General features: G+C 67.2%; 20 protein-coding genes. 10 read left to right on the forward strand and 10 right to left on the reverse strand.

The features are described 5' to 3' along the window. Positions 1-12 precede the first annotated feature (12 nt). The 3 genes from ACO1P8_RS11500 to ACO1P8_RS11510 form a co-directional block, all read right to left on the reverse strand. On the reverse strand, positions 13-666 hold the full coding sequence (locus ACO1P8_RS11500; protein WP_486296016.1) for an amino acid ABC transporter permease: 654 nt from the start codon (positions 664-666) through the stop codon (positions 13-15). A gap of 34 nt (positions 667-700) precedes the next feature. Next, a complete protein-coding gene (locus ACO1P8_RS11505) occupies positions 701-1,465 on the reverse strand; it encodes an ABC transporter substrate-binding protein (protein ID WP_486296017.1) in 765 nt (254 codons plus the stop codon). Positions 1,466-1,574: 109 nt separating this feature from the next. Beyond that, positions 1,575-2,279, reverse strand: coding sequence for a helix-turn-helix domain-containing protein (locus ACO1P8_RS11510; protein ID WP_486296061.1), 705 nt, complete (start codon positions 2,277-2,279; stop codon positions 1,575-1,577). A 228-nt stretch (positions 2,280-2,507) separates the two neighbouring features. On the opposite strand from ACO1P8_RS11510, the gene ACO1P8_RS11515 reads away from it, so the two are divergent. Beyond that, positions 2,508-2,828, forward strand: coding sequence for a PsiF family protein (locus ACO1P8_RS11515; RefSeq protein WP_486296018.1), 321 nt, complete (start codon positions 2,508-2,510; stop codon positions 2,826-2,828). 93 nt (positions 2,829-2,921) lie between these two features. Here ACO1P8_RS11515 and ACO1P8_RS11520 read toward each other — a convergent pair whose 3' ends face one another. Next, the gene (locus tag ACO1P8_RS11520; RefSeq protein WP_486296019.1) at positions 2,922-4,037 is read right to left on the reverse strand and encodes a VIT1/CCC1 transporter family protein; all 1,116 of its coding nucleotides are present in this window, start codon (positions 4,035-4,037) and stop codon (positions 2,922-2,924) included. 245 nt (positions 4,038-4,282) lie between these two features. Here ACO1P8_RS11520 and ACO1P8_RS11525 point away from each other — a divergent pair, with 245 nt between their 5' ends. Continuing rightward, positions 4,283-5,017 (forward strand): ribonuclease activity regulator RraA, encoded by a 735-nt coding sequence (locus ACO1P8_RS11525; protein ID WP_486296020.1) that lies wholly within the window; start codon positions 4,283-4,285, stop codon positions 5,015-5,017. A gap of 14 nt (positions 5,018-5,031) precedes the next feature. On the opposite strand, the gene ACO1P8_RS11530 is transcribed toward ACO1P8_RS11525, so the two are convergent. After that, on the reverse strand, positions 5,032-5,772 hold the full coding sequence (locus ACO1P8_RS11530) for a GntR family transcriptional regulator (RefSeq protein ID WP_486296021.1): 741 nt from the start codon (positions 5,770-5,772) through the stop codon (positions 5,032-5,034). 138 nt (positions 5,773-5,910) lie between these two features. Here ACO1P8_RS11530 and ACO1P8_RS11535 point away from each other — a divergent pair, with 138 nt between their 5' ends. After that, positions 5,911-6,342 carry a VOC family protein gene (locus ACO1P8_RS11535; protein WP_094839598.1) on the forward strand — a complete coding sequence of 144 codons (432 nt, stop codon included), beginning with the start codon at positions 5,911-5,913 and terminating at the stop codon, positions 6,340-6,342. A gap of 31 nt (positions 6,343-6,373) precedes the next feature. Here ACO1P8_RS11535 and ACO1P8_RS11540 read toward each other — a convergent pair whose 3' ends face one another. From ACO1P8_RS11540 to ACO1P8_RS11555, 4 genes are all read right to left on the reverse strand, one after another. Further along, a complete protein-coding gene (locus ACO1P8_RS11540; protein WP_486296022.1) occupies positions 6,374-7,525 on the reverse strand; it encodes an HPP family protein in 1,152 nt (383 codons plus the stop codon). 120 nt (positions 7,526-7,645) lie between these two features. Continuing rightward, positions 7,646-8,686 (reverse strand): GlxA family transcriptional regulator, encoded by a 1,041-nt coding sequence (locus tag ACO1P8_RS11545; protein ID WP_486296023.1) that lies wholly within the window; start codon positions 8,684-8,686, stop codon positions 7,646-7,648. A gap of 15 nt (positions 8,687-8,701) precedes the next feature. Continuing rightward, the gene (locus ACO1P8_RS11550) at positions 8,702-9,922 is read right to left on the reverse strand and encodes an MFS transporter (protein ID WP_486296024.1); all 1,221 of its coding nucleotides are present in this window, start codon (positions 9,920-9,922) and stop codon (positions 8,702-8,704) included. Positions 9,923-10,175: 253 nt separating this feature from the next. Further along, positions 10,176-11,060, reverse strand: a complete 885-nt coding sequence (locus ACO1P8_RS11555) for a LysR family transcriptional regulator (protein ID WP_486296025.1) — start codon at positions 11,058-11,060, stop codon at positions 10,176-10,178. Positions 11,061-11,190: 130 nt separating this feature from the next. Between ACO1P8_RS11555 and ACO1P8_RS11560 the strand changes: the two genes are divergently transcribed. The 6 genes from ACO1P8_RS11560 to ACO1P8_RS11585 all read left to right on the forward strand — a co-directional run bounded on the left by ACO1P8_RS11560 (position 11,191) and on the right by ACO1P8_RS11585 (position 16,172). Further along, positions 11,191-11,607 (forward strand): carboxymuconolactone decarboxylase family protein, encoded by a 417-nt coding sequence (locus ACO1P8_RS11560; RefSeq protein ID WP_486296026.1) that lies wholly within the window; start codon positions 11,191-11,193, stop codon positions 11,605-11,607. A gap of 87 nt (positions 11,608-11,694) precedes the next feature. Next, on the forward strand, positions 11,695-12,663 hold the full coding sequence (locus ACO1P8_RS11565; protein WP_486296027.1) for a tripartite tricarboxylate transporter substrate binding protein: 969 nt from the start codon (positions 11,695-11,697) through the stop codon (positions 12,661-12,663). Between the two features lie 34 nt (positions 12,664-12,697). After that, positions 12,698-13,471, forward strand: coding sequence for a GntR family transcriptional regulator (locus tag ACO1P8_RS11570; protein ID WP_486296028.1), 774 nt, complete (start codon positions 12,698-12,700; stop codon positions 13,469-13,471). A 66-nt stretch (positions 13,472-13,537) separates the two neighbouring features. After that, positions 13,538-14,803 carry a 3-isopropylmalate dehydratase large subunit gene (locus ACO1P8_RS11575; RefSeq protein ID WP_486296029.1) on the forward strand — a complete coding sequence of 422 codons (1,266 nt, stop codon included), beginning with the start codon at positions 13,538-13,540 and terminating at the stop codon, positions 14,801-14,803. Further along, entirely contained in the window at positions 14,800-15,312 is a 513-nt protein-coding gene (locus tag ACO1P8_RS11580; RefSeq protein WP_486296030.1) for a LeuD/DmdB family oxidoreductase small subunit, read from the forward strand. The genes ACO1P8_RS11575 and ACO1P8_RS11580 overlap by 4 nt, the downstream gene beginning before the upstream one ends. Continuing rightward, positions 15,309-16,172, forward strand: coding sequence for an isocitrate lyase/PEP mutase family protein (locus tag ACO1P8_RS11585; RefSeq protein WP_486296031.1), 864 nt, complete (start codon positions 15,309-15,311; stop codon positions 16,170-16,172). Before ACO1P8_RS11580 ends, ACO1P8_RS11585 begins: the two co-directional genes overlap by 4 nt. 12 nt (positions 16,173-16,184) lie before the next feature. Here the strand turns inward: ACO1P8_RS11585 and ACO1P8_RS11590 are convergent, their stop codons facing one another. Then, on the reverse strand, positions 16,185-16,556 hold the full coding sequence (locus tag ACO1P8_RS11590) for a DUF427 domain-containing protein (RefSeq protein WP_486296032.1): 372 nt from the start codon (positions 16,554-16,556) through the stop codon (positions 16,185-16,187). A 351-nt stretch (positions 16,557-16,907) separates the two neighbouring features. Between ACO1P8_RS11590 and ACO1P8_RS11595 the strand changes: the two genes are divergently transcribed. Further along, entirely contained in the window at positions 16,908-18,287 is a 1,380-nt protein-coding gene (locus ACO1P8_RS11595; RefSeq protein ID WP_486296033.1) for an MFS transporter, read from the forward strand. Positions 18,288-18,294: the final 7 nt, after the last annotated feature.

Genomic DNA, 18,294 nt, shown 5'->3' on the forward strand with positions numbered 1-18,294 from the left:
GGTCGGCTTTCCTCATTTCGCGGCGTTTCTCTTTTCCAGATGCCGGACCAGCAGAATGAGCGGCACGCACATCACCAGGTACATCAGCGCGACCAGCGTGAACACGGTGGCGTTCTTGAACGTCGATACCGCGATCAGCTTGCCCTGCAGGGCCAGTTCCGCCACCGTGATGGTGGACGCCTGCGACGAGTCCTTCAGCATCATGATCATGATGTTGCCGTAGGGCGGCAGCACGATGCGCACCGCCTGCGGCAACACCACGCGCCGCATCGTCAGGCTCCAGCTCATGCCCATCGACATGGCCGCCTCGATCTGCCCGCGATCGATCGCCTCGATGCCGGCGCGGAAGTTTTCGGCCTGGTACGCCGAATAGGCGATGCCCAGGCCGATGATGGCGGCCTGCACCGCCGTCAGCGATATGCCGGCGTCCGGCATCACGAAGTAGATGTAGAACAGCAGCACGATGATGGGGATGCCGCGCAGCACGTTGATCAGCCCCGCGCTGAACCGGGCCAGCGCCTTGATGCCGGAGACCCGCATCAAGGCCCACACCAGGCCCAGCACCGTCGACAAGGCCAGCGATCCCACCGTGACCAGGATGGTCAGCTTGGCGCCCTGCAACAGGATGGGAAGGTATTCCCTCGCATCCTGGAAAAATTCCATCATCGTGTTATCCCCTATCGGCCACGGCTACCGGGCTTCAGGCCAGGCCCCATTTCTTCAGGATGGCGTCTATCGTGCCGTCGCTCTTCAGCTTCTTCAGCGCCGTGTCGATCTTGTTCATCAAGGCCGTGTCATCCTTGCGGGTCGCGATACCCACGCTGCCGGTGACGGCGGGCTTGTAGCTCTTGACCATGCGCAGATTGCCGAAGGCGCCGCCGGTGTTCTGATTGATCGTATAGGCCGCGATCGGGTAATCCATGAAGCCGCCCTGGATGCGGCCGGCATTGACGTCGCGCATCATGTCGGGCGGATTGTCATACAGCTTCACTTCCTTGAACACGCCGCTGTCCTGGATGGGCTTGACGAACGCCGTGCCGACCTGCACGCCCACGGTCATGCCTTTCATGTCGGCGAAACTCGTGTATTCCTTGGTATCGCTCTTGGGCACCATCAGGCCTTCGCCATAGGTGTAGACCGGGTCGGAGAATGCCACCACCTTCTGGCGCTCGGGCGTGATGAACATCGCCGCGGAAATCACATCGATGCGCTTGGACTGCAGCGAGCCGATCAGCGCGGAAAACGCCATCGGTTCGATTTCCACCTTGAGCCCGGTCTCCTTGCCCACCGCCTTCATGATGTCCACCATCACGCCTTCGATGCTGTTGGTCTTGGTATCCAGGAAGGTGAAGGGGCTGCCGGTAGGCGTGGAGCCGACCTTCACCGTGGTTTGCGCGACGGCGCCGGCGGCCATGGCCAGCGACAGCGTGGCGAAGGCGGATAGGGCAATGGATCTTAGCTTCATGAGTCGTCCTTGATCGATGAGGTGGAATGGAACCGCGTGACGTTGCTGCCGATACGTTTATGCCGATACCTTGCTGCCCGATGCCTGTGCCGATGCCGCGGCGGGCGGCCTAGCGCCGCCGCCCTCCTTCCCGCGGGCGGGGCGGCGATGCACCGGCATCCTCGCCGGCATCGGCCGCGATATTACTGATGGCCCAGATCACTTCCGTGCGGGTATCGCCGGGATTGCGCCAGCGCCGCGGCGTGCGGCTGGCATAGCAGAAACTGTCGCCCGCGCGCAGCAGCATGACGCGGTCTTCGATGCGCAGCTCCAGCAGTCCGCTCAGCACCACGCCCACCTGCTCGCCCTTGTCCGTCACGAACAGATCGTCGCCGGTGGAGCCGCCGGGGGCGATGGAGATGCGGCACAGATCCATGGTGCGCGCCGCGGGCGGCGTAACGACTTCCTTGGCTATGCCCTTCTCGTCGATGCGCACCATGCGATGCGCGCCGGCGCGCTCGACATTGCCGCCGGACGCCGTCTCGTCCCACTCCGAATTGCGCAGCAGCGTATCGGGCGACACATTCAGCTCGCGCGAGAGCGCATGCAGCGTTTTGACGGAAATCGAGCTCAGGCCGCGTTCGATCTGGCTCAACAAGCCCAGGGACATGCCGCAGGCCTGCGCGACGTCGGCCAGCGACCGGCCCTGGCCTTTGCGCAATTGCCGCAGTTGCTCTCCCAGCCACAAATCCACCAGCGAATGCGCCTGGCGCACCGGCTGCGGACGGGCCGCCGCCTGGGCGACCGGCGATGCGCGCGGTTTACGGGTGGCCATCGATATGGGCATGGGAATGAAAATTTCACGATTTTGCAATTTTCAATGCTAGTGGCGCCCCACTGCCGGCCACAACCTAGGGACATCCCGCGCTTGCCCCTTGCGGCCGCACTGGCTTTGGAACATCATCGCGGCACCGGCGAAATGCGCCGGCGTGTGCAGGGGCGGCAAGGCGGTCGCGCGAGCATGCAAGACGGCACGCAGCCGGCCCTCGTATCGGAGGACATCATGCTTTTTCGACATCGCACGTTGATCATCGCGGCTTGCGCCCTGGCATTGAGCGCATCCGCCGCCATGGCCCAGACCACCGCGCCCGCCAAAGCCCCCACCCCGCAACAAAAGCGCATGAGCGAATGCAGCGCGGCCAACAAAGGCAAGACCGGGGATGCCTACAAATCGGCGATGAGCGCCTGCCTGAAAGGCGAAAAGCCCGCGGCCACGCTGACGCCGCAGCAACAGAAAATGAAAGACTGCAATGCCGAGGCCACCAAGCAGTCGCTGAAAGGCGACAAGCGCAAGGCCTTTATGAGTACCTGCCTGAAGGGCTAGGGACGGCGATAGCACCGCCTGCCGGCCGTGCTATCCGCTTGCCCGGCGCGCCGCGCCGGCCTGGCGCGAAGCGCGCTTCGGCGGCGACAGGCTTCAGCCTATCGATGTTCCCACGATGGCGCCCGCGCCATAGGTAATCCCGGCCGCGGCCAGGCCGATAATAAGCTGGCGCACCGCCGAAAACAGCGCGCTCCGTCCCGTGAACAGGCTGGTTCCCGCCCCGATGACGGCCAGCGCCAGGCCGCTCGCGGCAAGGCTGGCGACCAGCGCGGTGCGTCCGGATAGAAACAGGAACGGCGCGACGGGAACGATGGCGCCCGCCGAAAAAAGCAGGAAGGACCAAATCGCGGCGGTCCACGCGGAACCCCCGAGTTGATCGGGATCGATCCCAAGCTCCTCCCGCGCCAGCGTATCGAGCGCGGTGTCCTCATTGCCAAGCAGCTTGTCCGCCAGCGCCCGCGCCTGCGGTTCGGCGATGCCTTTGGCCTGGTAGATAAGGACCAGCTCCTCGCGCTCCTCGTCGGGCACCTCTCGCAGTTCTTCTGCCTCGGTGGCGATCTGGCTCTGATAGAGCTCGCGCGAGCTGGTAACCGATAGCCACTCGCCCATCGCCATCGAACAGGCGCCGGCGAGCAGGCCCGCCAGACCGGTAAGCAGCAGCGTCTGCTGGGCGGCCGCCGCGCCGGCGACGCCCATGACCAGGCTCATGTTCGAGACAAGCCCGTCATTCGCGCCGAGCACCGCGGCGCGCAGCGTATTGCCGCCACCGCGATGGCGGCCTTCCAGCAGCGCCAGCGTGGGGCCGGAGAGGCCGCCCTTGCCGGCGGCCGCGCGCATCAGAAGCGCGTGCGAGCGTTCGTCCGCCGGCAGGCCCGCGCCCCGCGCTTCCGGCTGGTCGTCATAGGCGGCGCTGTCGCGCGTCTCGTTCGCGGCCAGCGTCGGCAGCACGAAAGCGGGGCCGAACCGCCGCGCCAGCCACGCCAGGATACGTGCCCGCGCGGAAGGCGTTGGACGGAATTGCGCCCCTTGCGCCTCGATCCGCTTGCGCCAGAAATCGCCATGCGCCTGTTCGACGGCGGCGAGCCGGCGAAATACCTCGGCGAGCTTGGGATCGGCTTCGCTCTCCGCGAGCGCCGCGTAGATCGCCGCGCCGTCGACCTCGCCCTGAAGATTGGAACGATAGCGCGGAAGGGCATTGGGTTTGGCCATGGTCGATATGCCTCGATGTGCGGTTTGACGGGACATAAGCCTGAGAGGCTGCCCGGGAAGGTTATTTTGGATTGCACGGCTTGCGCAACATCAGCCGGACACGCGCAAGCTCGAGGAAGGCGAGCGCCATGCCGGCCCCCAACGGGCCCCGCCGGCGGGGAACGACTTGCCCGCCGACGCTGGATGGGCCTATCGTTGCGTGGGCGCCAGGCCCGCCACCGCACCGAACCCTTCCAGGAATTCCCATGACCGCACAACCCGTCCCGCTGGATCCGCGCATCGTCCAGGCCCTGTCCCACGTGACCACCGCCACCCTGACCACGGTCCTGCTGAAGAAAGGTTTGCGCAACGTCTGGATCCGCGGCGCCGCGCCCCTGCGCGGCGACAGCCCGCGCATCGTCGGGCGCGCCTTTACCCTGCGCTTCGTGCCCGCACGCGAAGACCTGGCCACACCGGCTTCCTGGGCCTCGCCCATCTCCACGCGCGCTGCCATCGAAGCCATGCCCGCCGACTGCATCGCCGTCGTCGATGCCCTGGGCGTGACCGACGCCGGCATATTCGGCGACATCCTGTGCGCGCGCATGCGCAAGCGCGGCGTGGCGGCGCTGGTCACCGACGGCGTGGTACGCGACGTCGCGGGGGTCCTCGGCACGGAGCTGCCCGTCTGGTGCCGCGGCGCGGCTGCGCCCCCTTCCGTGGCCGGGCTGACTTTCGTCGGCTGGCAGGAACCGATCAGTTGCGGCGGCGTCGCGGTCTTTCCCAACGACGTCATCGTGCTGGATGCCGACGGTGCGGTACTGATCCCCGACGCCTTGCTGGACGATGTGGTGCAGGCCGCCGTCGAACAGGAACAGCAGGAAACCTGGATCATGGAACAGGTGGAAAGCGGCGCCCCCTTGCCGGGCCTGTATCCCCCCAACGCCGACAACCAGGCCCGCTACCAGGCATGGCGCGCGCAACGCGCCGCCAAGCCATCCTGAGGGGGCGGCGCGCGTCAGTCCTGCAAGCCGCGCACGTTGCGATACGCGCAGTGGCGCGTATCGACATAGCGCCGGCGAAATTCCACCGGTTGGTCCTGGAAGGTATATGCCGTGCGCTCCACCTGCAGGACGGCCGCCCCAGGCTTCAGGCCGAAGGCACCGGCCACGGCATCGTCGGCCTCCGCGGCCGTCAGGTCTTCCGACACGCGGACCACCGAGACGCCATAGCGTTCCTGGTAGTAGCCGTAGATGGAGCCGCGCCGCGCCGCGAAGTCCTGCGCCGATAGATCGGCGAAGACCTTCGTAGGTATCCACAGGCGGTCCAGCATCACGGGCACGCCATCCATCCGCCGCAGGTTCTCCACGCGGACGATCGAGCCGCCGCGCTCGATGCCGAACAGGGCGGCGAAACGCGCCGTGGCGCGTTCCTTGGCGAAGGACAGCAGTTCCGCCGTTACCTTCACCGGCGTTCCCGCCGCGTCGACATAGTTGAAATACAGATCGAATGCGTGGTCGTCGGTGAAGCGCGCCACTTCGGTACCGCGGCCGGCCCGCCGCGTCAGCAGGCGTTCGGCCACCAGCTGTTCCACCGCGCGCCGGATGGTGCCGATCCCCACGCCGAACAGCCGGGCCAGTTCGGGCTCCGGCGGCAGGCGGTCGCCGGCGACCCAGACGCCGGTGCGCAGGCGATCGACGATGCCGGCACGGACGATTTCATAAAGGGGCTGGTCGAAAGAGGGCGCGCTGGCGGGCATGGCGGGGATGGCACAAAGGGGCAAGCCGGCATTCTACCAATTCGAATCATTCGAATGATTCGCTTGACCACGCCACGACATCGATCCTACACTTGCCGCAGGACATGCCGGCCGGCATGCGCCCCAAGGAGGACGAAAATGCCAAATCCCATCAAACATATCGCCTTCCGGGTAGAAGACCTGGACAAGGAAAGCGCGTTCTACGAGAACGTATTCGGCTACACGCACGTCAATACTGTGCGGCGCAAGGGCAAGCGCGGCGACCATATTTCGCGCCATCTGACCGACGGCTACATGGACCTGACGCTGATCCACTACGAATCGGCCGACGCGGACGAGGCGGAGTTCGCGGGCCCCTCGCCCTGCATCCATCACATCGGCATGGAAGTCGACGATCTGGACGCCTTCATCAAGTCGATCGCCGAAAACGGCGGGGAAATCCTGACCGAGCCCGGCCATCTGCCGGTGAAGTTCCGCTCACCGGGCGGTCCGGTGGCCGAGGTCGTGCCGCGCAAGCGCTGGGAAAGCGAAACACTGGCCGCCGGCGTGCACGGCGAAGTCCTGCGCTAGGGCGTATCGGGCGCGCGGGCCGGGCCGCCCTTCAGGCGGCCGCGTCCAGCGCGGGCACGTCGGCGGGCGCGGCCGATGCCAGTGTCATCTGGTACAACGCATCGATCAGGTGCGACGGATAGATGGCGCCGACCAGGATGCGCGTGTCATCGACCACCGGTACGCAGGCGATGCCGCGCGCCATGGGCTTGGCCAATTCGATCGCGGGCATGGCGGGCGTCGCGAAGGCGATCTCCGAACGCATGCAATCGCGCACGGTCAGGGCCGGCGCCGCCAGACCCGGCACGGGTGCCAATTCCAGCCGCGCCTTGCGGGCGACGGCATCGCCATGCGATAGCAATCCCAGCAATTTCCCTTGCCCGTCCACGACGGGCAGCGCGGAAAGGCGGTGCCGATCCAGCGCGCGCATCGCCTGGTCCAGGGCCTCATCATCGCGCACGACCGCGACGTCCTGCGCCATGACATGGCCGCAGTCCAGAGAGCCGAAGCGCCGCAGGCTGGCACGGCGCTCCGCTTCCAGGACGATGTCGGCCAGGTCTTCCCTGCTGATGTCCAGCAGCTGGCCATGGCTGCGCAATGCGTCATCCAGATCGGCGCCGGTAAAGCCCAGCCGGGTGGCCGCCGCGGCGTTCAGCGCGGCCGGCGCCATGCCGACATGGCGGTGGGGATAGTTGCGGCGGAACACGCCATTGAAGACGATCGCGATGCACAGCAGCACCGCGGAATTCAGCGCGACGGGATACAGTGCATAGGCATAGCCCAGCTTGGCGATGGACGGGCCGCCCAGCACGGCGGTCAGCGCCACGGCACCGCTGGGCGGATGCAGGCACCGCAGCGAGAACATCACCGCGATGGCGGCGGCGGCCGCGCACGCGGCCGCCAGCCCGGGATCGGGCAACCATTGCGCGAAGAACACGCCCACCAGGGCCGCGCTGACGTTGCCGGCCATCAGCGACCAGGGCTGCGCCAGGGGACTGGCCGGCGCGGCAAAGACCAGCACGGCCGACGCCCCCATCGGCGCGATGAACCACGGATTGGCCTCACCCAGCGCGTGGCGGGCGATCCATTCCGTGCATAGCAGGCCCAGCAGCGCCCCCACGGCGCCAAGGAACTTATCGCGTGCGCTGGCGCCAAGCGGCGCGGGCGCGAATGCGCTCAATCCATGCTTCAACCAGCTCGACACGTGGCGTCTCCAAGCCGCACGCCGATTGATCGATAAACGGAATCCAACGGGATGGCACGCGGGCAGCCGGCAAATCTAGCACGGTCCTTCATGCCTGGAAGGCATGTGCTTATGCGGCCTTCACGCGGGTATCGGGTGGTTCGGCGCGAAGCGCGCGCGGTACTGCTGCGGCGTGACGCGCAGGCGGCGCAGGAACAGGCGACGCAGGTTCTGCTCGCTGCCGTGCCCGGTATCGGCCGCGATGCGTTTCAGCGGAGCCGGACTGGCTTCCAGCGCCCGGCACGCCGCCTCGAAACGCATGCATTCCACTGTTTTCGCTGGTGTGCGGCCCACCGCCGCCGCATACGCCCGCGCGAAGGTGCGCGGCGCCATGCCGGCCTGTTCGGCCAGGCGCTCCACCCGCAGATCCTCGTGCAGGTGGGCGACCATCCATGCATGCAGTTCGGCGAACTGCGCCTGTCCCGCGCCATGCTGCGCCAGCAGGGGCACACTGAACTGCGATTGTCCGCCCGGCCGCTTGATGAACATCACCATGTCGCGCGCCGCGGCCAGGGCGGTGCGATGGCCCAGATCCGCCTCGACCAGGGCCAGGGCCAGGTCGATGCCCGCGGTCACGCCCGCCGACGTCCATATCCGGCCCTGGCGGATGAAGATCGGTTCGGCATCGACGAGCAGACCCGGGTGCATGACCTGCAGGCGCTGCGCCCAACGCCAGTGCGTAGTCACGCGCAGTCCCTGGAGCAGGCCGGCTTCGGCCAGAAGAAAGGTGCCGGTGCACACCGAACAGACCCGGCGGGCCGCCGCGGCCCGGCCGGCGATCCAGCGGACCAGGGCGGGTTCCGCCACGGGCTGGCCGTCCGGGCTGCCGCCCGGCACGATCAGCGTATCGATGTCGCGTCCGTCCAGCGCGGCCAGCGGCACGGTGTCGATCGCGACCCCCGCGCCCGTCAATACCGGTCCGCCGGTCTCCGACGCGACGACGGTCCGGTAAGGCGTGGCGGCCCATTCGCCGGATGCCACCGCCTGTCTTGCGGCGGTCTCGAACGCCTGCACCGGGCCGGAGATATCCAGCAGGTTCGCGCCACGGTAGCTCAGCATCACCACCAGGCGGCGATCCGCCGGCCATGCATCGTCATGCGGGTCCTGCCTATCGCCTGTCATCTTCCCTCGATTCCGTCATGCCGCCACCCCTGCCGCGCGGACCCGCCGCGTCGCCATATGCCACCACAAGGTCATGCCGGTGGCCAGGGCGATCACCGGCAGCATAGCGGCATTCAGGGCAAACCATCCGAATCGATCCAGCGCCGGTCCCGCCGCCAGCGTGGCCAAGGCCGTCGCGATATAGCGCACCAACTCCGCGCAGCCCTGGGTGGCGGCGCGTTCGGCCGGACGATAGGAGCGCGCCAGCAGCGTGGTCCCGCCCACGAACATGAAATTCCAGCCGACGCCCAGCGCGAACAGCGAGACGTCGAACGCGGCCAGGCTGGTGGACGCCATGGCGGCCAGTGCGCTGATGACGTTCAGCGCCATGCCGGCATAAAGCACCGGCGCCAACCCGGCGCGCGCGATCAGCGCGCCGGCGAAGAACGACGGGGCGTACATACCCACCAGGTGCCACTGGATGATGCCGGCTCCCTGGTCCATCGTGTGCGAACAGGCCACGGCCGCCAGCGGCGCCGCCGTCATGACGGCCATCATGGACACGGAGCCGACCACGTTGTTGGCCACGGCAGCCACGAACACCGGTTGTCGCGCGATCTCCGCCAGCGGACGCGCCGGCGGGGCGGCCGCGTCCGTGCCGGCCGCCTCGGCCGTCGGCGCGTCCCGATATCCCAGCAGCAGGATCGCCGCCGATGCACCGCCCAGCAACGCGACCATCAGATAGGCCCCCGCGAACAACGCCGCGGGAAACAGATCCTTGGCCCAGGCCGCCAGCGCGGGGCCAAGTATGGCCGCCACGACACCCCCTGCCAGCACCATGGAAATCGCGCGGCTCTTCGCGGCGTCGCCGACGGCGTCGGCCGCCGCCAGCCGGTAGTACTGAGCGAAAGCCTGGAAGACGCCCACGGCCGCGGTGCCGCAGCAGAACGCCCAGAAATCGCCGTGGAAAACGGCCCAGACGGATACCAGCCCGCCCACGCCGCCGGTCAAGGCGCCCAGCACGAATCCCGCGCGCCGCCCCCAGCGCTGCAACAGGAAGGACGCGAACCAGGTCGTCACCGCGCCGGCTACCGTGATCAGGGCGAAGGGCAGGGTGGCCAGCGCCTTGTCCGGCGCCAATTGGTAGCCCGTCAAGCCGGTCAGCGTCAGGTCGATGGATATCGCGCAGGTGAACAACCCCTGGCACATCGCCAGGACGCGGGCGTTGCGCGCCCCCCGGACAGCGGTCGTGGACATCGTGGAAGCATTCCGTTCATGCGGCGCCGGCATGGCGCCGCCCACGAACAAGACTATCGGCCGGACCGCGCGCACGTGCGACAACAAACCTTCTTTTCCTGCCAAAACGGGGCCGGTCCACGGCACCCGATAGTTCGCCGCGCGCCGGGTGGACGCGCGGTAACCGTCACGCCGTCCGGCCAGCTGGCCGGACGCGAGGCCTTCGGACTGGATTGACCCTGGCGCCCCCCCCGCAGCGGATCGCGCGCGTCGATCAACGCCGGCCGGACGCGTATCGGGAAAGCAGATCCCGCAGCCCGGCGCGGTCCTGCTGCGTGGCCAGCCCCACCGATACCGCGAGTTCTTCCCCTTCCTTCAGCGGCCGGTAGCTGACGCCGGCACGCTTCAAGGATGTGAAAGAGCGCGGCAGCAAGGCAAACGCTTCGCCGTTGGCCACCCCCGCCAGCAGAACATGGTGATCGGCGGGTTCGCGCAGCGTGCGCGGCTCGAAGCCGTGGCGGCGGAACACTGCATGGCAATGGTCGAAGAATGCAGGCTGGCGCGCGCGTTCGAACATGAATAGCCTTTCCTGGGCAAGATCGGCCAATGACAAGGTCCTGCGCCGGGCCAGGCGATGCGAGCTGGACAGGGCGACCACCATGGACTGGCGGTCCAGCACGGTGACGGCCAGGCCTTCCGTCTCGGTAGGCAGCGCGATCAGCGCGGCATCCAGCTGGCGGGCGCGCAATCGCCGCACCAGCCTGGGCGAGGTATCGGACACCGCGATCACCGTATCGAAACGCCCCGACGCTTCGATGCGCGCCACGAGCCCATGAAACCACGGCGGCTCCACTGCGCTCGTCATCCCCAGCCGCAGGCGGGTGGGCAAGGCGGGCGCCGCCACGCTGGCCTGCGCCTGCACCAGCAGCGACATGATCTTGCGGGCATAGGGCAGCAGGCGTTCGCCCGCCGCCGTCAGCCGCACCGATCGGGTATCGCGCAGGAAAAGCGGCGTCCCCAAGCGGTCCTCCAGCTGGCGTATGGCCCGGCTCAACGGCGGCTGCGAAATATGCAGGCGTTCCGCCGCCTGACGGAAGCTCAAGGTATCCGCCACCGCCAGGAACAATTCGACGCCACGCGAATCGAGCGCTTTATTCATACCGAAAAGGTATCACGAAAACGGTCATTCCCGTCCGCCGCGCCTGCCCATAGAGTTGCTCCCACGGCTGCGCGCATCCCCGCGCCGGCTTCCGGTAAACGCGCATGCACATGCAAAAAGGACAGGAACCATGACCTCCCAGCGATACATCACAGGATTGGAGCAACTGCGCAAGGTGGACGGCGACACGGGCGTTGCGGTCGTCGAGACCTTGCGGCAGGCCTTCCCCGACTTCGCGACCTATGTGGTCGAATTTCCATTTGGCGACATTTACGCGCGGCCCGGTGTGGGCCTGCGCGAACGGGAACTTGCCGTGGTCGCCGCGCTGTGCGCACTGGGCAACGCCGCGGCGCAACTACGCGTGCACCTGCACGCCGCCCTGCATGTGGGCTGCACACCGGCCGAGATCGTGGAGATCGTCATGCAGACGGCGGTCTATGCGGGCTTTCCGGCCGCGCTGAACGGCCTGAGCGAAGTCCGGCACGTCTTCGGCGAACGCGGGATCGCGCTGCCGCTGGCCGCCGGCGGGCACGATACCGGCGTGTGACGGGCGCGACGCGACCGCTCGACAAGGTGAGTACTCCGGCGTTATTCTACTTGTATTGTTATCAATACAACTATACAGGAGACAACCATGCGGCCTTCCCGTCGTGCCCTCGCTTTCGCCCTCGCGGCCTTCGCCGCCGGCGCCCATGCCATCCCCGTCGCCGCGCAGACCGCGCCTCCCATCCGGCTGGTGGTCGGCGCCCCGCCCGGCGGCACCACCGACACCGTGGCGCGCAGCATCGGCGCCACCATGGGCAAGGAATTGGCACGCACCGTCATCGTGGAAAACCGGCCTGGCGCTGGCGGCAATATCGCCGCGGACTACGTCGCCAAAAGCGCGGCCGACGGCAACACGCTACTGGTCAGCTTCAGCAGCTTCTCGATCAACGCCAGTCTCTACAAAAACCTGCCGTTCGATCCACGCACGGATTTCACGCCCATCAGCATGCTGGCGACCGTCCCCAGCGTGCTGGTCACCCGCAAGGATTTCCCCGCCAACAACATGGCGGATCTCATCAAACTGGCGAAGGCGTCGCCCGGCAAATACACCATGGCCCTGGGCGGCATCGGCTCGTCCCTGCACATGGCGGGAGAACGCATGAAGATGATGTCGGGCCTGGACATCGTCAACGTCCCCTACAAAGGCACGACGCCGGCGCTTACCGACCTGCTCGGCGGCCAGGTGGACATGATGTTCGGCAGCACGCTCAACGTCATTCCCCATATCAAGAGCGGCGCCCTGAAAGCCATGGGCGTCAGCAGCGCCAAGCCGCTGGATTCGCTGCCCGGCGTGCCTCCGATCGGCGATACCATCAAGGGTTTCGAGTCCAACGCCTGGTTCGCGCTGTTCGGGCCGGCCAAACTGCCGGCGGACACGCTGGCCAGGCTGAACGACGCCGCGCGCAAGGCCGTCGCCGCACCGGATTTCCGCCGCCTGCTGGAAAAGGAATCCGCGTCCGCCGTCAGCAGCACGCCCGCGGAACTGAAGCAATTCGTCGACGAGGACATCGACCGCTACGCAGAAGTGGTGAAATTCACCGGCGCCAAGGTCGAATGACACCCGGCGCGCGGACCGACACCTGGCAACCGGAATGAACAGCCCGCTACCGCTTTATCACAAGGTCTATCTGTTGCTGCGCCAGCGCCTGCTGGACGGCGTCTACGGTACCGAGGAACCGCTGCCCGGAGAAAACGCGCTGGCGCAGGAATACGCCGTATCGCGCCTGACCGTGCGGCGGGCCCTGGACGCGCTGGCCCAGGAAGGCCTCGTCTCGCGGCGCCAGGGCCGCGGCACCTTCGCCCAGGCGCCGTCGCAGTTGTCGGCGCCGCAGCAAGGCGCCACGGTGGACGCGCTGATGGCGCATCTTGCGCGCATGGGCATGCGCACGCAGGTCAAGCTGCTGGAACTGGCGGTGGAACCCGCCACGCCGGCGATCGCCGCGCGCCTGGAAGTGGAGGCGGGCTCCGCCGTGCATCGGTCGCTACGCGTGCGCAGCCACCAGGGCGAGCCGTTTTCCTACCTGCAGACCTACGTCCCGGACGCCATCGGGCGCCGCATCTCGCGCAAGGCGCTGGGCAGCAAACCCTTGCTGCAGATCTTCGGCGAACTCGGTATCCGCGTATCGGGCGCCGAACAAAGCATCAACGCCGTGCTGGCCGAGCCGGCTGTCGCGCAGGCGCTGGACGTGCCGGTAGCCTCCCCGCTACTGAACATCCGTCGCGTGGTCCGCGACGCTGCCGGGCGCCCGGTCGAATACCTGGACGCGCGCTACCGGCCGGACCGGTTCGAGTATCGCCTGGACATGGCCGCGCACGAAACCGCGGGCGCGCCGGTGTGGCTGCCCGCCGGCCCGGGCGCGCCCTGAGGCCCCGCCACGACCGCCGCCGCCCTGCCCCCCCCGCCACAACGCCCTGACATCGTAGAGGCCCCCATGCCTGCCCAGACCCTGGCCCAAAAACTGCTTGCCGCCGCCAGCGGCCGCGACGCCGTCGCGACCGGCGACATCGTGACCTGCCGCGTGGACCTGGCCATGTTCCACGACTCCAGCGGCCCGCGCCGCCTCAAACCCATGCTGGAGTCCCTGGGCACCGGCATCTGGGACCGCGACAAGGTGGTCCTGGTGATGGATCACTATGTGCCGGAAGCCGACGACGAATCGCGCCGGATCGTACGCATCGCGCGCGACTGGGCGGCCGAACAGGCATTGCCGCACGTCTACGACTCGGTGGGCATCTGCCACGTGGTCGTGCCGGAACACGGCCATATCCGTCCCGGCATGCTGTGCGTAGGCGGCGACTCCCACTCGCCCACCGGTGGGGCATTCGGCGCGTATATGTTCGGCGTCGGCAGCACCGAGATGCTGGGCGTGGTGGCCAGCGGCGAGATCTGGATCCAGGTGCCGCGGACGCTGATGATGCACTGGGACGGCATGCTTGCGCCCGGCGTGACCGCGAAGGACATGATGCTGCACATGATAGGCCGCTTCGGCATGAACGGGGGCCGCTACCAGGCCGTGGAGTTCTGCGGCCCCGCCGTGCGCGCCCTTTCCATGCAAGAGCGCATGACGCTGTCGAACATGTCGGCGGAGATCGGTTCGCAGGTCGGCCTGGTCGCGCCCGACGAGAAGACCGTCGCCTACCTGGAGCAGGCCGGCGTGGCGCGAACCGTGGAGATCGAGCGCTGGCAGTCCGACCCCGAAGCAGACGCGGAACGCTACCGTTTCGATGCATCCACGCTGGCGCCACATGTCGCCGCGCCGCACAGCCCCGCCAATTCGCGGCCGGTCACGGACTATCCGCAAACGCCCATGCACGTGGCCTACATCGGCGCCTGTACCGGCGCCAAGCTGGAAGACCTGCGCGCCGCCGCCAGCGTGCTGCGCGGGCGGCGTGTCGCGCCCGGCGTCACGCTGATGGTCGCGCCGGCAAGCGCACGCGACCAGCGGCAGGCGGAAAGCGAAGGCGTCATGGCCGCGCTGGTGGACGCCGGCGCAGCGGTGCTGCCCAATTCCTGCGGTGCCTGTTCCGGCTACGGCGGATCCATCCCGGAAGGCGCCAACGTCATCGCCAGCACGGCGCGCAATTTCCAGGGCCGCATGGGGGCGCGCACGGCACAGGTCTATCTGGCCTCGCCCTATACCGTGGCCGCGGCCGCCGTGGCCGGACACCTTATCGATCCCAGGGAGATGCTGCAATGACCACCCACCGAGTCTGGCGCCTGGGCGCCGACATCGACACCGACCAGCTCGCGCCGGGCGCGTACATGAAATTCGCGCTCGATGAAATCGCTCGCCACTGCCTGGAGCGCGTGCGGCCGGAATTCGCCGCGACCGTCAGGCCGGGCGACGTTATCGTCGCCGGCCCCAACTTCGGCATCGGCTCGTCGCGCGAACAGGCCGCCTCGGCCCTGGTGGCGCTGGGGCTGCGCGCCGTCATCGCCCCCAGCTTCAGCGGCCTGTACTTCCGCAACGCGTTCAATGTGGGCCTGCTGCTGCTGACCTGCCCCGACGCCGAAGCCATCCAGGAGGGCGAACCGATCGCCATCGACCTGGATGCCGGGCACATCACGCGCGCCGACGGTACCCTCCTGGCCTGCGAACCCATCCCGGATTTCCTGCAAGACATGGTACGCGCCGGCGGCCTGCTCAATCTGCTCAAGCGCAGGCTGGCCGACGGCACGCTCAAACCCAATCCCATGAGGGCATGATGCCGAATACCCTGAAACAGCAACTCGCCGCTGGCCAATCCATCCTGGCGCCGGGCATCTATGACGCGCTGTCGGCCCTGATCGCCGAGCAGGCCGGGTTCGATGCGCTTTACCTGTCGGGCGCATCGATCGCCTACACGCGGCTGGGGCGTTCCGACGTGGGCCTGACCACCTATACCGAAGTCGAACAGACGCTGGCCCGCATTACCGAACGCGTCGCCTGCCCCGTCATCGTCGACGGCGACACCGGCTTCGGCAACGCGCTGAATGTACAGCGCACGGTGCGCGGCTTCGAGCGTGCCGGCGCGGCGATGATCCAGCTGGAAGACCAGGGCTTTCCCAAGCGCTGCGGCCACCTGAACGGCAAGGGCGTCGTGCCGGCGACGGAAATGCGCGGCAAGCTGCGCGCGGCCCTGGATGCGCGCCATAGCGCCGACACCCTGATCCTGGCACGCACCGATGCGCTCGCGGTCGAGGGGCTGGACGCCGCCCTGGACCGCGCCGAACAATACCTGGAATGCGGCGCCGACGCGATCTTCGTCGAGGCCCTGCGCACCGACGAGCAAATGGAAGCGGCCTGCAAGCGCTTCGGCAAGCGCGTGCCGCTGCTGGCGAATATGGTCGAGGGCGGCATGACGCCCGTGAAAAGCGCCGCCGAGCTCGCGGCCAAGGGATTTTCCATCGTCATATTCCCCGGCGGCACGGCGCGCGCCGTATCGCACATGCTGCAGCGCTACTACGGCAGCCTGCGCGAACACGGCACCACCGCGCCGTGGCGCGACGCCATGCTGGACTTCGACCAGCTCAACGCGCTGATCGGCACGCCGGAGCTGCTGGCCCTGGGCAAACGCTACGAGTAGTCGCGGCGCCGCTCAGTCGCGTTGCTCGATGGCGTCGACGCGATCCGGATAGAAGGCCAGGTGGCCCGCAATCTGCGTGACCGCGGGATACGGATGCTCGTAGGTCCATACGGCGTTGACGGCGCGCTCGCCGCCCTCGGCGATGCTGTAGTAGGCGCAATCGCCTTTGTAGGGGCAATACGTCGCGTGATCCGTGCGCCGCAGCAGCGACATGTCCACATCCTTGCGCGGGATGTACTGCACCGCGGGATAGGCGGCCTCGCGCAGGGTCAGCGCTTCGCGCGTATCGGCGATCACGCGCCCGGCCAGCGATACGACGACGCGCGCGGGGTTGCGCTCGATCGTGATGGGATGATCGGGGCCGGGCGTTTTAATGGGTTTCATGGGGCTTGTTCCTTCGCGAGGCGGATGAATATCGGCTGGATGTGCATCAGGCATGGGGGCGGAAGGGATACCGCCGTGCATGCGGAAAGGGTCATGGAACGCGGCCGTGCAAGCGTAAAAGTTCTTGTAGCGCAATTCGCAGAAGGGGCAGCCGCTCCCTTGGCACGACTCATGCATGGCGCCGCGCCAGAAGAAACATAATTTTTCATTTATGGCCCTATGCCCTTGTGTGCTCGGTTGCACTTCGATACCCTGATATACGCGAGCAGGGCAAATCGGTTGCATGCCCATCCATCGTAAGGCCTGGCAGCTTCATCCTGCGGCAAATCCACGAGAACAACAGGAGAATCGATGGCGATATCCACAGCCACTGAGCGTCCCCCCAAACACGTATTGAACCGCGCTATCGCCGCATCGGCGATCGGCAACGCGACGGAATGGTTCGATTACGGTATCTACGCCTACGGCGTGTCATACATTTCCGCCGCATTCTTTCCGGGCGACATGCAGCAAGCCACGCTATTCGCGCTGGCCACTTTCGCCATCTCTTTCCTGGTGCGCCCTTTCGGGGGACTGTTCTGGGGCCCGCTGGGCGATCGCCTGGGCCGCAAGGCTGTCCTGGCGCTGACGATCCTGCTGATGTCGGGCGCCACCGTGTGCATCGGCCTGATTCCCTCGCATCAAACCATCGGCCTATGGGCGCCCGCCCTGCTGATCCTGCTGCGCATGGTGCAGGGCTTTTCCACCGGCGGCGAATATGGCGGCGCGGCGACGTTCATGGCGGAATATGCGCCGGACAAGCAACGCGGCTTCTGCGGCAGCTTCCTGGAACTGGGCACGCTGGGCGGCTTCTCTTTGGGAGCGCTGCTGATGCTGGGCTTTTCCATGGCGCTGGACGATGCGGCCATGCATGCATGGGGCTGGCGCGTCCCGTTCTTCCTGGCGCTGCCCATGGGCATGATAGGCATGTACCTGCGTTCGCGCCTGAAGGAAACGCCGGTCTTCTGCGAAGCGGAGGAAGTGCTGAACGAACGCGCCGAACAGGAACAGAAAGGCAGCGTCAAGGACGTGTGCACCGACTACAAGGGCCAGGTGCTGGCACTGGCTGGGCTGGTGGTGGCGCTTAACGTCGTCAATTACACACTGCTCAGCTTCTCGCCCACCTATTTCGCCAACCAGCTCGGCTTGACCACGCAGGAGGCGCTGATCGTTCCCATCATCGGCATGCTGTTCATGATGGTCTTCCTGCCCTTCATCGGCCGGCTATCCGATCGGGTGGGCCGCAAGCCCGTATGGTGGGCATCGCTGATCGGCTTGTTCGTGATGGCGATTCCCATGTTCCACCTGATGGCCACCGGCCTGATGGGCGCCATCGTCGGGTATGCGGTACTGGGCCTGCTGTACGCGCCGCAGCTGGCGACCATATCCGCCACTTTTCCGGCGATGTTTCCCACCCACGTGCGCTTCGCGGGCTTCGCCATCGCCTACAACGTGTCGACTTCGCTGTTCGGCGGCACGGCGCCCGCCATCAACGACTGGCTGATCTCCGCGACCGGCAACAATATGGTCCCCGCGTACTACATGATGGGCGCATGCGTGATCGGTGCGTGGGCGCTGCGGCACGTGGTGGAAACCGCCGGCCATTCGCTGCGCGGTTCCGAGATTCCCGGCACGCGCGCGTCGGTCCAGGAACTGCGCCAGCTGGACGCGCACGGCGCCGGCGGCGAATAAGGGCACC

Source organism: Bordetella sp. (assembly GCF_057362025.1).